Here is a 12658-nt window from a genome sequence, read left to right as displayed (position 1 = left end):
CGCCGTGACCGAGATTGTCCGGCACCTGGGCGAGCGACAGCCCGGGTCTGGCCGAACGGCTGATCGCGGGCACCCCGCTGGGCCGCGGCGCCGATCCCGCGGAGATCGCCGAGGCGGCGGCCTGGCTGCTCAGCGACCGGGCCTCCTACGTCAGCGGCACGGTGCTGCCGGTGGACGGTGGGATGGCGGCCTGAACCGCGGGTGCCGGGGAGCCCGTCCCCGGCACCCGCTCCGGCTCACAGATCCGGGAACCAAAGCTTCAGCTCGCGCTCGGCGGACTCCGGCGAGTCCGAGCCGTGCACGAGGTTGTACTGCGTCTCCAGGGCGAAGTCGCCGCGCAGCGTGCCCGGGGTGGCCTTCTCCACCGGGTCGGTGCCGCCGGCCAGCTGACGGAACGCGGCGATGGCGCGCGGGCCTTCCACGGCGAGCGCGACGACCGGGCCGGAGGTGATGAACTCCAGCAGATCGCCGAAGAACGGGCGTTCCTTGTGCTCGGCGTAGTGTTCCTCGGCGAGCGACCGCTCGACCGTGCGCAGCTCCAGCGCGGCCAGCTTCAGGCCCTTGCGCTCGATGCGCGAGACGACCTCGCCGACGAGGCCGCGCGCGACGCCATCGGGCTTGACGAGGACCAGCGTGCGTTCAGTCACGACGGTGTTTCTCCTTGGGTGGATTGGTGTTACCGATCCGGCCGGAAGCAGGCGACGTACCCGTGGACACTGTTTCCCGCCGGAGGGGTAACGAACAGCACAGTATTCGCCCCGTGAGCCTATCCGGTGCGATCACCCGTGCTGCGGGGACGGGTGTGGTCACCGCCCCGCGCGACCTCACCCCGCCCGCGAACCACCGGCTTCCGCCGCCGGGTCGTAGCGGTCCCGGATCGCCGCGGAATCCGCCCCCAGTACGACGGCGGGTGTGGCCGGAGCCGATGGCGTGCGGCCGAAGGTCACCGGCATGCCCGGCTGCCGGAGCAGCCCGAGCACCGGGTGGTCGACGGCCTCGAACAGACCGCTGGCGACCAACTGCGGGGTCTTGGCGACCTCGTCGATGCTCATCACCGGCGTCCAGGCCGACGACCAGGTCCGCGTCGTGGTGGTCCGAGGCGCCGGGGAGGCCTTCTGCTCCGGCGTCGACCTCGGCGCCCTGGACCAGCTCGACCGCTCGCCCAGCCGCCGGCTGATGACCGACCACGTCCACCAGGTCGCCCGCGCGGTCGACGATCTGACGAAGCCGTTGATCGCCGCGGTCCACGGCCCCGCGGTCGGCGCCGGGATGGACCTGGCCCTGATGTGCGTACCGCATCGCGTCCGAGGAGGCCCGGTTCTCCGAGGGCTACATCCGCGCCGGCCTCGTCCCCGGCGACGGCGGCTGTTACTACCTGCCACGCATGATCGGCCGGTCCCGGGCGCTGCGTCTACTGTGGACCGGCGAGTTCATCACCGCCCGGCACGCGCTGGACTGGGGCATCGTCGACGAACTCTGCCCCGCCGGCGATCTCGACGACCGGCTCGGCGAATTCGCCCGGCACCTGGCCGACCAGCCACCGGCCGCGATCCAGATGATCAAGACCGCGGTCCGCCAGTCCGAGCACGGCGACCTGAAGTCCGCGCTCGATCCGATCGCATCGCATCAGGGCGTCGCCATGTCGACCGCGGACTCGCTGGAGGCCCTGGCCGCACGGGCGAAGGGGAGACCACCGATCTTCGTGGGCCGGTGAGGCTCCTCGCCGTCCGGCACCCCCGGGAACGCCGCACCGCGACGGGTACGATCGCTGCCGATGATCACGAATGTGTCTCGGTCCGGTTCGCGGCACGGCTCGCTCGTCGGAGACGGCCGGTGCGGCTCGCAGGTTCGGTTGCGGGAAGTCCGCCCCGCGGATCGCCGGACCCTGGCCGGGTTCGATCGGGCCGCGGCGCAGGGGGCAGGGGGTTACCGGCACTGGGCGACGCACCGGCGCGGCACCTCCCCGGCCGGCGACGACGGGCACTTCGCGATCGAGACATTGCGCAACCGGACGGTGGTCGGATCGCTCTGGGTTCGGGCCGATCCGGCGTCCGGCTGGTTCAGCTATGGCGTCGGAATCGGGGCGCAGCACCGGCGCTGCGGCTACGCGGCCGACGCCGTGACCGTGCTGCTGTCGTCCATGTTCGAGCAGCGGCGCTACCGCAAGTGCGAGGTCAGCATCAACGGCGGCAACTTCGCCTCGCTCGCCCTGCACAGCGAACTCGGCTTCCGGGAGGAAGGGCGGCCGCGGGATACGGAGTTGCTGCAGGGAGAAGTCCGGTATCCGGTGCTGATGGGCCTCACCGGCGACAGCTTCGCCGCGCGTCCCTCCGCATGGGAGCGGCGCGCGCGGACGCGGCGGCGCGGACGCCACTGGCGGATCGCCGCCCCGGCGGCACATCGGGCGATACCGGCGCGCTCAGACCTGCCAAACCTGTGGCCGGTCAGGCTGAGCCGTCAGGACTGAGACTTGTCAGCGGCGGCCCGTCAAGACGGAAGCCGGTCAGGATGGCGACCCAGGGCATCGGCAAAGTCGGTGTGGAGGTCCGTGGAGGTCTGTGAAGGGACCCTTCACGGACTCTGAGTCCGTGAAGGGTCCCTTCACAGACCCGAAACCGGTCCGGCGCACACCACGAGGTGGTCGCACACACCTCCGCAACGCCCGCCGCCGGATCCCGACCAACTTCGCCGGAATCCTGGGGCTGCAACCTGTCAAGACTGCAACAGTCAAGCCGAGACCCCCGTCAAAGCAGAGCCAGCCAGAACCGCGGCAGTCACACCAAGGCAGCCAGTCAAACCCCAGCCGCCACACCGAGACCAGCCAGGCCGGCGACGCGTCAGGACTGCGGCTGCTGGCTGGCCAACGTCCCGGCAGCCATCCGGCGGGCGACATCGCGGCGCAGCCACAGGAACCAGAGGAACGCGGCGAGGAACAGCACCCCGAGGATCGCGACCGCGGGCAGCACGAAGGCCATCGCGATCAGCGCCACCTGCAGCACCAGCACCACCGGCACCGCCCACCGGTGCTTGAGCATCCCGCACAGCACGATCAGCGCGGCGGCGATCGCGATCACCGTCCAGCCGGTGAAGCTGGTGACCCCACCGCCGAGGTTCGCCACCACCGGCAGTGCGAGGGCGACCGTGATCGCCTCCATGATCAGGGTTCCGGAGAGCACCCCGCGGAAGCCCTTCATCGGATCCTTCGCCGGCGGCCGGGGCGCCGCGGCGGGCTCCGGAGTGTCGTTCTCGCTCATGCCGGCTCCTTTCCGAACAACGTACGCGCCTCGCCCGCGGTGACCACCGAACCGGTGACCAGCACCCCGCCACCGGACAGCGGCTCCTCCGGATCGTCGGACTGTTCCACCAGCCCGATCGCGGTCTCGATCGCGGTGCCCAAGTCCTGGTCGGCCAGCACGCGTTCCTCGCCGAACACCGACGCCGCCAGCTGCGCCAGCTCCTCGACCGGCATCGACCGGGGCGAGGAGTTGCGAGTGACCACGATGTCGGACACCAGCGGTTCCAGCGCCTCCAGGATGCCCCTGGCGTCCTTGTCCGTCAGCACCCCGACGACCGCGACCAGCCGCCGGAACACGAATTCCTCGGTGACGGTGGTGGCCAGGGCCCGCGCGCCCATCGGGTTGTGCGCGGCGTCGATCAGCACCGCGGGCGCGGCCCGGACCCGTTCGAGCCGGCCCGGGTTCGTGATCTCGGCGAATCCCTCGCGCACGGCCTCCAGCACCAGCTGTTTGTCCTTGCCCGCACCGAAGAACGCCTCCACCGCGGCGAGCGCGAGCGCCGCGTTCGCCGCCTGGTGCGCGCCGTGCAGCGGCAGGAAGATCTCGTCGTACACCCCGCCGAGGCCTTGCAGCTTCAGCATCTGGCCGCCAACCGCGACCTCCCGCTCCAGCACGCCGAACTCGCTGCCCGCACGGGCCACCGCGGCATCCACCTCGACCGTCCGCTCCAACAGCACGTTCAGCACGTCGGCGTCCTGCTCGGCGAGGACCGCGACGGAGCCGGGCTTGATGATCCCCGCCTTCTCCCGAGCCGCGTCGACCGCGGCCGGGCCGAGATAGTCGGTGTGGTCCAGCCCGATCGGGGTGATGACCGCGACCTGGCCGTCGGCCACGTTCGTAGCGTCCCAGGCCCCGCCCATGCCCGCCTCGACGACGGCGGCCTCCACCGGCGCGTCGGAGAACGCGGCGAACGCCATCCCGGTGAGCACCTCGAACTTGCTCATCGGCACGCCGTCTTCGCTCGCCCCGTCGACCATCGCGACGTACGGGGCGATGTCGTCGTACAGCTCGGCGTAGCGGGCCGCGGAGATCGGCTGCCCGTCCAGCGCGATCCGCTCGGTCACCAGCTGCAGATGCGGGCTCGTGTAGCGGCCGACGCGCAGGCCCATGCGGGTGAGCAGCGAGTCGATCATGCGGGTGACCGAGCCCTTGCCGTTGGTCCCGGCCACGTGCAGTACCGGGTATCCGCGCTGCGGCTCGCCGAGCAGCGTGACCAGCGCCTGGATCCGGGCCAGCGAGGGGGCGATCTTCGTCTCCGGCCAACGCTGGTTGAGTTCCGCCTCGACCGCCATCAACGCCCGGCGGGCCTCCGGGCCGTGTTCGTCGCCGGGTGTCTCCAGGACGCCCTCGTCGTCCAGCTCGTGCAGTTCGGCACCCTCACCGGCGACCAGGTCCGGTACCGGACCGAGGGCGAGGTTGTCGCCGAGCTGTCCGATTCCGCCGATCCCGCCACCGGCGCCGCCGCCGACGGTGTAGGCCGCGTCGGGTGCGTCCAGGTCCGGCTCGGTGCTGTCGTCAGTGCCATCGCCGGACGGCCCGCCCAGCTCGTCCACGCCGGCGAAGCTGTCCGGATCCGCGAGATCGGGCCGCCGGGGCCGCCCGCCGGGCTCTTCGGATTCCTCGGCACCGAACGGCCCTTCCGGACCGCCGCCCTCACCACGCGGCACGCACTTGCTCCTCGACGACGTCGCACGGCGCCGGGAACCGGCGCCTCCAGCCCGGCCGACCAGGCGGTATGCCCTGTGCCGAACCGGCGTGACCAGCCTACCCGGCCCGTTCCCGCCGCCCGGCATGGCAGGGTCGGGGCATGCCGTTCGACCACAACCACCACTACCACCCGCAGCTGCTGCGGCTGGTACCGCCGGGACCGGGCCGGGCACTCGACGTCGGCTGCGGCGACGGCCGATTCGCACGACGACTGGCCGCGACGGGCCTGACGGTGGAGGGCATCGACCAGGCCGCGGACCTCGTGGCCCGCGCGGCAGCCGCCAGCCCCGCCACGGTCTCCTACCGGCACGCGGACGTCACCGAGGTACAGCTGGAACCCGGCGCGTACGCGTTCATCTCCTGCCTGGCGTCGCTCCACCACGTGCCGTTCGACACGGTGCTGAAGTTCCGCCACGCGCTCGCACCCGGCGGGGTACTGGCCGTGCTGGGGTGCGCCCGGCCCAGCAGCCCCCGTGACTACGCGCGGCAACTCGCCGCGGCCCCGGCCAACCTCGCGGCCCGGCTGGTGGTCGCGGCCGGAGACCGGCTCAACGGCGGCACCGACCCGGCGCCGAAGGCCCCCGTGCGGATGGAGTTCCCCGCCCTGTCCGACGTACGCCGCGATGCGGCCCGGCTGCTACCCGGCAGCGAGCTGCGGCCACTGCTCTTCTGGCGGTACCTCCTGAGCTACCGGAAGCCCTGGGGTGGAAGGGAATCCGCGGATCACCCGGCTGCCGGGTGAACCTCGCGGCCGACCACCCGAACGGCGGCAGGCAACGCTCCCGATCCGGGCCGAAAGTGGAGCCCGTCCCGCGTTCCCCGCCGAAGGGATCTCCATGCGCCCCACCCGGATCGTGCTCGCGATGCTGGCCGCGCTCGCACTGCTCGGCACCTCGGCGACGGCCGCATCCGCCGCACAGCCCGGTTTCCGGCACTACGTGGCGCTCGGCGACTCCTACACCGCCGGGCCGTTCATCCCCGTTCTCCGGCTCGATCCGCTGGGCTGCGCGAGATCGACAGGCAACTATCCGGCGCGCGTCGCCGCGGCCCTGCACGTGGACTCCGCCACCGACGTCAGCTGCTCCAGCGCGGACACCACGCACATGACGCAGGCGCAGCAGGTGCCGCTGGGCGTCAACCCGCCGCAGTTCTCCGCCCTGCGCCCGGACACGGACCTGGTCACCCTCGGCATCGGCGGCAACGACTCCGAGGTGTTCGGCAAGCTCATCGGCACCTGCCCCGGGCTGCGACCGGGCGATCCCACCGGGAGCCCGTGCCGGCAGCACTTCACGGTGGACGGGGTGGACACGATCAAGGCGCTGCTCCCGGTGACAGGGGAACGCGTGCGGCAGGTGCTGGCGGGGATCCACGCGCGCTCGCCGCGGGCGCGGGTACTCGCCGTCGGCTATCCCCGGATCGCCCCGGAATCCGGCCGCTGCCCGGAGGTCCTGCCGTTCGCGGACGGTGACTACGCCTGGCTCTCCAGCGTCGAAGAAGCCCTGAACTCGGCGATCGAAGACGCCGTACGGGCCGACGGTCAAGCGTCCTATGTGGACATCTACACCCCGTCCGCCGGGCACGATGCCTGCGCCGGCGACGCGGCGTGGATCAACGGGAAGGACACGAACCTGTTCGCCGCGGCCGCGTACCACCCGCTCGCCGCGGGAATGGCCGGGATCGCCGGGGTGATCCGGCAGCAGCTGGGCGGCTGAGTCACCGCCGCCGGCGTCGGGCCTCGTGGTGGCCACTCCGGCACAGCCACCACGAGGCCCCTCCACCGCTCAGGAAGCAGGCACGGACAAAAGCGATGCCACGCGGCCTGGGCCGCGTGGCATCGGAAAGGAAGACGGCTGGACCCCCGCTAGGAAGCGGGCAACGCAGCCAGCCGCGCCTCGATCCGGGCGATGTCCGCCACGGCGGTCTCCCGGCGCACCTTGATCTTCTCGATCACCGGAGCGGGGGCCTTCGCGATGAACGACTCGTTGCCGAGCTTGCCCTCGGTCTGAGCCAGTTCCTTCTGTGCCGCACCGAGATCCTTCTGCAGCCGCTTGCGTTCGGCGGCCACGTCGATGGTGCCGGAGGTGTCCAGCTCGACGGTGACCACGCCACCGGCCAGCGCCACCTCAAGCGAGGCACTCACCGCGAATCCATCGTCGGGCGGGGTGAGCCGGACCAGCGAGCGAATCGCGTCCTCGTGCCCGGCCGGGAGCGCCTCCCCGGCGAGCCGCGCGACCACCTTCTGCCCCGGCTTCAGGCCCTGATCGGCCCGGAACCGGCGGATCTCGGTGACCAGCTTCTGCACATCCGAGATCCGCGCGGCGGCGGCCGGATCCGCGTAGCCCTCGATCGGCTTCGGCCAGGCCGCGATCACCAGCGACTCCCCGCCGGTCAGCGCGGTCCACAGCTTCTCGGTGACGAACGGGATGAACGGGTGCAGCAGCCGCAGCACCGCGTCCAGCACGTGCCCGAGCACCGCGCGCGTGGCCGCGACCCGGGCCTCGTCGCCCTGGTACAGCGCCACCTTCGCCAGTTCGAGATACCAGTCGCACAGCTCGTTCCAGGTGAACTGGTACAGCGCGTTCGCCACCTTGGCGAACTGGAACTGCTCGAACAGTTCGTCCACTTCGGACACGAGCGCGGCCAGCCTGCCGAGGATCCAGCGGTCCGCCTCGGTCAGCTCCCCGGGCGCGGGCAGCGCACCGGTGGCGTCCGCGCCGTTCATCATGGCGAACTTGCTGGCGTTCCACAGCTTCGTGCAGAAGTTGCGCGAGCCCGCGGCCCATTCGTCGGCCAGCGCCATGTCCGCGCCCGGGTTCGCGCCGCGGGCGAGGGTGAACCGGGTGGCGTCGGCCCCGTAGGCGTCCATCCACTCCAGCGGATCGATCACGTTGCCGCGCGACTTCGACATCTTCTTGCCGTTCGCGTCGCGGATCAGCCCGTGCAGGTAGACGTGGTCGAACGGCGGCCGGCCGTCCATCTCCTGCACGCCGAACATCATCATCCGCACGACCCAGAAGAACAGGATGTCGTAGCCGGTGGACAGGACGCTGGTCGGATAGAACTTCGCCAGGTCCGCGGTCTGCTCCGGCCAGCCCATGGTGGACATCGGCCACAGGCCCGAGGAGAACCAGGTGTCGAGCACGTCCGGATCCCGGGTCCAGCCCTCGCCGGACGGCGGCTGCTCGTCCGGGCCGACGCACACGACCTCGCCGTCCGGGCCGTACCAGACCGGGATCCGGTGCCCCCACCACAGCTGGCGCGAGATCGTCCAGTCGTGCATGTTGTCGACCCAGTCGAAGTACCGCTTCTCCAGCTCGGCCGGGTGCACCTTCGTGCGGCCGTCGCGCACCGCGTCGCCCGCGGCCTTGGCCGGCTCCGCCACCTTGACCCACCACTGCAGCGACAGCCGCGGCTCCACCACGGTGTCGCACCGCGAGCAGTGCCCCACCGAATGCAGGTACGGCCGCTTCTCCGCGACGATCCGGCCGTCCTCGCGCAGCGCGGCGACCACGGCCGGGCGCGCCTCGAACCGGTCCAGCCCCTCGAACGGGCCCGCCACGGTGATCTCCGCGCGCTCGTTCATCACGGTCAGCATGGGCAGGTCGTGCCGGCGGCCGATCTCGAAGTCGTTCGGATCGTGCGCCGGGGTCACCTTCACCGCGCCGGTACCGAACTCCGGGTCAACGTGGCGGTCCGCGACGATCGGAATGCGACGCCCGGTCAGCGGCAGCTCGACCTCGGTGCCGACCAGGTGTGCGTACCGCTCGTCCTCGGGGTGCACGGCGACGCCGGTGTCGCCCAGCATGGTCTCCGCGCGGGTGGTCGCCACGACGATCGCGTCCGCGCCCCCGCCGTAGCGGATGGAGACGAGTTCGCCCTCGTCCTCGCTGTGGTCCACCTCGATGTCCGACAGCGCGGTCTGGCAGCGCGGGCACCAGTTGATGATCCGCTCGGCACGGTAGATCAGGCCCGCGTCGTAGAAGTTCTTGAAGACCGTCTGCACAGCCCGGGACAGGTTCTCGTCCATGGTGAACCGCTCACGCGACCAGTCCACGCTGTCGCCCAGCCGCTTCATCTGGCCGAGGATCCGGCCGCCGTACTCGGCCTTCCACTCCCAGACGCGGTCGACGAACTTCTCCCGGCCCAGGTCGTGGCGGGAGAGCCCTTCCCCCGCGAGCTGGCGCTCCACCACGTTCTGCGTGGCGATGCCCGCGTGGTCCATGCCCGGCAGCCAGAGCACCTCGTAGCCCTGCATCCGGCGGCGGCGGCTCATCGCGTCCATCAGGGTGTGGTTGAGCGCGTGGCCCATGTGCAGGCTGCCGGTGACGTTCGGCGGCGGCAGTACGATCGAGAACGGCGGCTTGTCCGACGAGGCATCGGCCGTGAAGTACCCGGCCGCTACCCAGCGGTCGTACATCGGGGCTTCTTCGGCGGCCGGGTCCCAGGCACCCGGAAGGTCGGTTTTCTGCTGCGGAGCGTTCTCGGTCACAATGGACAAGTCTACGAACCCGCCGCCGCGGGCTCGCTCAGGGGGAAAGAGGTGGCAAGGATGACCCGGCCGGAGGATCCGGACGACTACTCGATCGAGACCCATCCGGACCTGATCGACCCGGAATGGCGCAAGCACGCCGAGCTGGACGCGTGGCTCGGCGCGAAGAAGGAGCTGAAGAAGAAGCGCCGCCGCGAACGCCGCGCGCGCTCCGCCGGCCACGGCGCGGGCTACGGCACGGCGGCCCCGAGCCGCTGGCCGGGGATCGCCGCGCTGATCGGCCTGGTGGTCCTGGTGGCCGCCGCGGTCACCGTGCACGAGGTGCGCGGCCCCGGCGTGAACGAGACCTCGATCGAGTACCAGGTGGGCTCCGGCTGACGCTGCGCCGCCCCCGAGCATGGCGGTGAAGGGCATCTTCACGGACTCCGCGTCCAGGGGCCCGGCAAAGTTGGTCGGGGACCCTGCAGCGGGCGATGCGGAGGTGTGCGCGACCACCTCGTGGCGTGCGCCGGACCGGTTTCGGGTCCGTGAAGGGGCCCTTCACGGACTCAGAGTCCGTGAAGGGACCCTTCACAGACCTCCGCAGCTACGCAGGGCCCTCCACGCCGACTTTGCCGACACCCTGGACGCTGAGTCCGTGAAGATGCCCTTCACCGCTTTCCGGCCCCTATACACAGGCCGGGCAGCACAGTTCAGGCTGATTCCGGAGGACTACACCGATTGGCGGTAGTACTCGTCGTAGTCAGCGTGCTGCTTTTCGTAGTAGCGGCAGCTGATCGAGGCCTCCGGCGGGCGGAGTCGCCGCGCCGACTTGGGTAACCGGCCAATCAGGCGCACGATGAGGACATGACCCGTGAAGCGCCCACGAGCGATGTGGACGAAGCCCACCTCGAAGTCGGCAAGCCGAAGACCTGGGCGGCCGGAATCCCCGGAGTCGCGGTGTCGCTGGCCCGTGGAGTCGAGCAGATGGGCGTCGTCCGGACCGCGCGGACGCTGCGGTTGCTCAACCAGCGGGCGGGGTTCGACTGCCCCGGCTGCGCGTGGCCGGAGCCGCGCCAGGTCGACGGGGAGAAGCGCAAGCTCGCCGAATTCTGTGAGAACGGCGCGAAAGCGGTCGCCGAGGAGGCCACGAAACGCCACATCGGCCGGGAGTTCTTCGCCGCGCACCCGGTGGCGGAGCTGGCCGGGCACACGGATTTCTGGCTCGGTCAGCAGGGCCGGCTCACCGAGCCGCTCGTGCTGCGCGAAGGCGGCACGCACTACGAGCCGATCTCCTGGGCGGACGCGTTCGAGCTGGTGGCCGGCGAGCTGCGCGCGCTGGCGAGTCCGGACGAGGCGATCTTCTACACCTCCGGCCGGACCAGCAACGAGGCCGCGTTCGTCTACCAGCTGCTCGTGCGTTCGTTCGGCACGAACAACCTGCCGGACTGCTCGAACATGTGCCACGAATCCTCCGGGGCGGCGCTGTCCGCGGCGATCGGTGTCGGCAAGGGCTCGGTGACACTGGCCGATCTGCACCAGGCCGACCTGATCGTGGTCGTCGGGCAGAACCCCGGCACGAACCACCCGCGCATGCTCTCCGCGCTGGAGGTGGCCAAGGGCGACGGCGCGCGGATCGTCGCGGTGAACCCGCTGCCCGAGGCCGGGCTGATGCGGTTCAAGAATCCCCAGCAGGTGCGCGGTGTGGTGGGCAAGGGCACCCCGTTGGCCGACGAGTTCGCGCAGATCCGCGTGGGCGGCGATCTCGCGCTGTTCCAGGCGGTCGGGCATCTGCTGCTGCAGTGGGAGGAAGGGGCCCCGGGCTCGATCGTCGACCACGAGTTCGTGCGGAACGAGACGCTCGGGTTCGAGGACTGGGCCGAGCAGCTGCGTGAGATCGACTGGCCGGAGACCGAGCGCGCGACCGGCCTGCCCCGCACGCAGATCGAGCATCTCGCCCGGATGATCGCCGGGTCCGAACGCACCATCTACTGCTGGGCGATGGGCCTGACCCAGCACAAGCACGCGGTGCCGACGATCGCCGAGATCACCAATCTCGCGCTCGCCCGCGGCATGATCGGCCGTCCGGGCGCGGGACTGTGCCCGGTCCGCGGCCATTCGAACGTGCAAGGCGACCGGACCATGGGCGTCTGGGAGAAGATGCCGGAGAAGTTCATGGACTCGCTCGACCGCGAGTTCGGCATCACCGTGCCACGCAAGCACGGCTGGGACACAGTGGACTCGATCCGCGCCATGCTCGACGGGCGAGGCAGGGTTTTCTTCGCCATGGGCGGCAATTTCGCCTCCGCGACCCCGGATTCCGAGCGCACCGCAGAAGCGCTGCGCTCCTGTGCACTGACCGTGCACGTGTCGACGAAACTCAACCGTTCGCACGTGGTGCCCGGGCGCACCGCGCTGATCCTGCCCACGCTCGGCCGCACCGAACGGGACGAGCAGCAGTCGGGACGGCAGTTCGTGACTGTCGAGGATTCGATGTCGCAAGTGCACGCCTCCCGCGGCAGGCTCGCCCCGGCGAGCGAGAACCTGCTGTCCGAAGTGGCGATCGTGTGCCGGCTCGCCGGGCAGCTGTTCGGGCCGGAGCATGCGGTCCCGTGGCAGTCCTTCGAACAGGACTACGACCTGATCCGCGACCGCATCGCCGCCGTCGTGCCCGGCTGTCAGGACTACAACCGCCGGGTCCGCGAGCCGGACGGGTTCGTACTGCCGCATCCGCCGCGGGATTCGCGCCGGTTCACCGGAACCGCCACCGGCAAGGGCATGTTCACAGTGTCCGAACTGGACTATCCCAAGGTGCCCGAAGGCAGGCTGCTGCTGCAAACGGTACGTAGCCACGATCAGTACAACACCACCATCTACGGCCTGTCCGACCGCTACCGCGGCATCGAGGACGGCAGGCGCGTGGTGTTCGTGCACCCGGACGATCTGACCGCGCTGGGCATCGCCGACGGCGAGATCGTGGACCTGGTCTCGGAATGGCGCGACGGCGAACGCCGGGCGCCGGCCTTCCGCGCGGTGTCCTATCCGACCGCCCGCGGCTGCGCGGCCGCGTACTTCCCCGAAGCGAATGCGCTGGTACCGCTGGATTCCGTGGCGGAGAAGTCCAACACCCCGGTATCCAAGGCGATCGTGGTACGGCTGGAACCCCACCACCACTCCTGACGGATTC

Annotated in this window: 11 protein-coding genes and 1 pseudogene; 7 read left to right on the top strand and 5 right to left on the bottom strand. The window is 70.9% G+C overall.

Annotated features, from left to right (window positions below; genetic code table 11):
- Positions 1–14 precede the first annotated feature (14 nt).
- Entirely contained in the window at positions 15–194 is a 180-nt protein-coding gene (locus ATK36_RS33950) for an SDR family oxidoreductase (RefSeq protein ID WP_245915226.1), read from the top strand.
- A gap of 42 nt (positions 195–236) precedes the next feature.
- Here the strand turns inward: ATK36_RS33950 and ndk are convergent, their stop codons facing one another.
- Together ndk and ATK36_RS27255 are read right to left on the bottom strand one after the other, a co-directional pair.
- Entirely contained in the window at positions 237–647 is a 411-nt protein-coding gene (ndk, locus tag ATK36_RS27260) for a nucleoside-diphosphate kinase (RefSeq protein ID WP_098514081.1), read from the bottom strand.
- A 177-nt stretch (positions 648–824) separates the two neighbouring features.
- A complete protein-coding gene (locus tag ATK36_RS27255; protein WP_281259095.1) occupies positions 825–1055 on the bottom strand; it encodes a hypothetical protein in 231 nt (76 codons plus the stop codon).
- Here ATK36_RS27255 and ATK36_RS34870 point away from each other — a divergent pair.
- A pseudogene (locus tag ATK36_RS34870) lies at positions 952–1714 on the top strand (enoyl-CoA hydratase/isomerase family protein). The gene ATK36_RS27255 and the pseudogene ATK36_RS34870 sit on opposite strands and share 104 nt — an antisense overlap.
- A gap of 60 nt (positions 1715–1774) precedes the next feature.
- Positions 1775–2467, top strand: a complete 693-nt coding sequence (locus tag ATK36_RS27240; protein ID WP_098514078.1) for a GNAT family N-acetyltransferase — start codon at positions 1775–1777, stop codon at positions 2465–2467.
- Positions 2468–2837: 370 nt separating this feature from the next.
- On the opposite strand, the gene ATK36_RS27235 is transcribed toward ATK36_RS27240, so the two are convergent.
- Together ATK36_RS27235 and folC are read right to left on the bottom strand one after the other, a co-directional pair.
- Positions 2838–3254 (bottom strand): DUF4233 domain-containing protein, encoded by a 417-nt coding sequence (locus tag ATK36_RS27235; protein ID WP_098514077.1) that lies wholly within the window; start codon positions 3252–3254, stop codon positions 2838–2840.
- Positions 3251–4963, bottom strand: a complete 1713-nt coding sequence (gene folC / locus ATK36_RS27230) for a bifunctional tetrahydrofolate synthase/dihydrofolate synthase (protein ID WP_098514076.1) — start codon at positions 4961–4963, stop codon at positions 3251–3253. Before folC ends, ATK36_RS27235 begins: the two co-directional genes overlap by 4 nt.
- 140 nt (positions 4964–5103) lie before the next feature.
- Between folC and ATK36_RS27225 the strand changes: the two genes are divergently transcribed.
- Together ATK36_RS27225 and ATK36_RS27220 are read left to right on the top strand one after the other, a co-directional pair.
- Entirely contained in the window at positions 5104–5745 is a 642-nt protein-coding gene (locus tag ATK36_RS27225) for a class I SAM-dependent methyltransferase (protein ID WP_098514075.1), read from the top strand.
- Positions 5746–5839: 94 nt separating this feature from the next.
- Positions 5840–6715 (top strand): SGNH/GDSL hydrolase family protein, encoded by an 876-nt coding sequence (locus tag ATK36_RS27220; protein WP_098515215.1) that lies wholly within the window; start codon positions 5840–5842, stop codon positions 6713–6715.
- A 149-nt stretch (positions 6716–6864) separates the two neighbouring features.
- On the opposite strand, the gene ATK36_RS27215 is transcribed toward ATK36_RS27220, so the two are convergent.
- Positions 6865–9492 carry a valine--tRNA ligase gene (locus ATK36_RS27215; protein ID WP_098514074.1) on the bottom strand — a complete coding sequence of 876 codons (2628 nt, stop codon included), beginning with the start codon at positions 9490–9492 and terminating at the stop codon, positions 6865–6867.
- 60 nt (positions 9493–9552) lie between these two features.
- On the opposite strand from ATK36_RS27215, the gene ATK36_RS27210 reads away from it, so the two are divergent.
- Together ATK36_RS27210 and ATK36_RS27200 are read left to right on the top strand one after the other, a co-directional pair.
- Positions 9553–9870, top strand: a complete 318-nt coding sequence (locus tag ATK36_RS27210; RefSeq protein ID WP_098514073.1) for a hypothetical protein — start codon at positions 9553–9555, stop codon at positions 9868–9870.
- Positions 9871–10338: 468 nt separating this feature from the next.
- Complete coding sequence (locus tag ATK36_RS27200) at positions 10339–12651, top strand: FdhF/YdeP family oxidoreductase (RefSeq protein ID WP_098514071.1); 2313 nt, start codon at positions 10339–10341, stop codon at positions 12649–12651.
- The last annotated feature ends 7 nt before the right edge of the window (positions 12652–12658 follow it).

This window comes from Amycolatopsis sulphurea, assembly GCF_002564045.1.
Taxonomy (GTDB): domain Bacteria; phylum Actinomycetota; class Actinomycetes; order Mycobacteriales; family Pseudonocardiaceae; genus Amycolatopsis; species Amycolatopsis sulphurea.
This window is presented reverse-complemented; position numbering and strand designations above follow the sequence as displayed.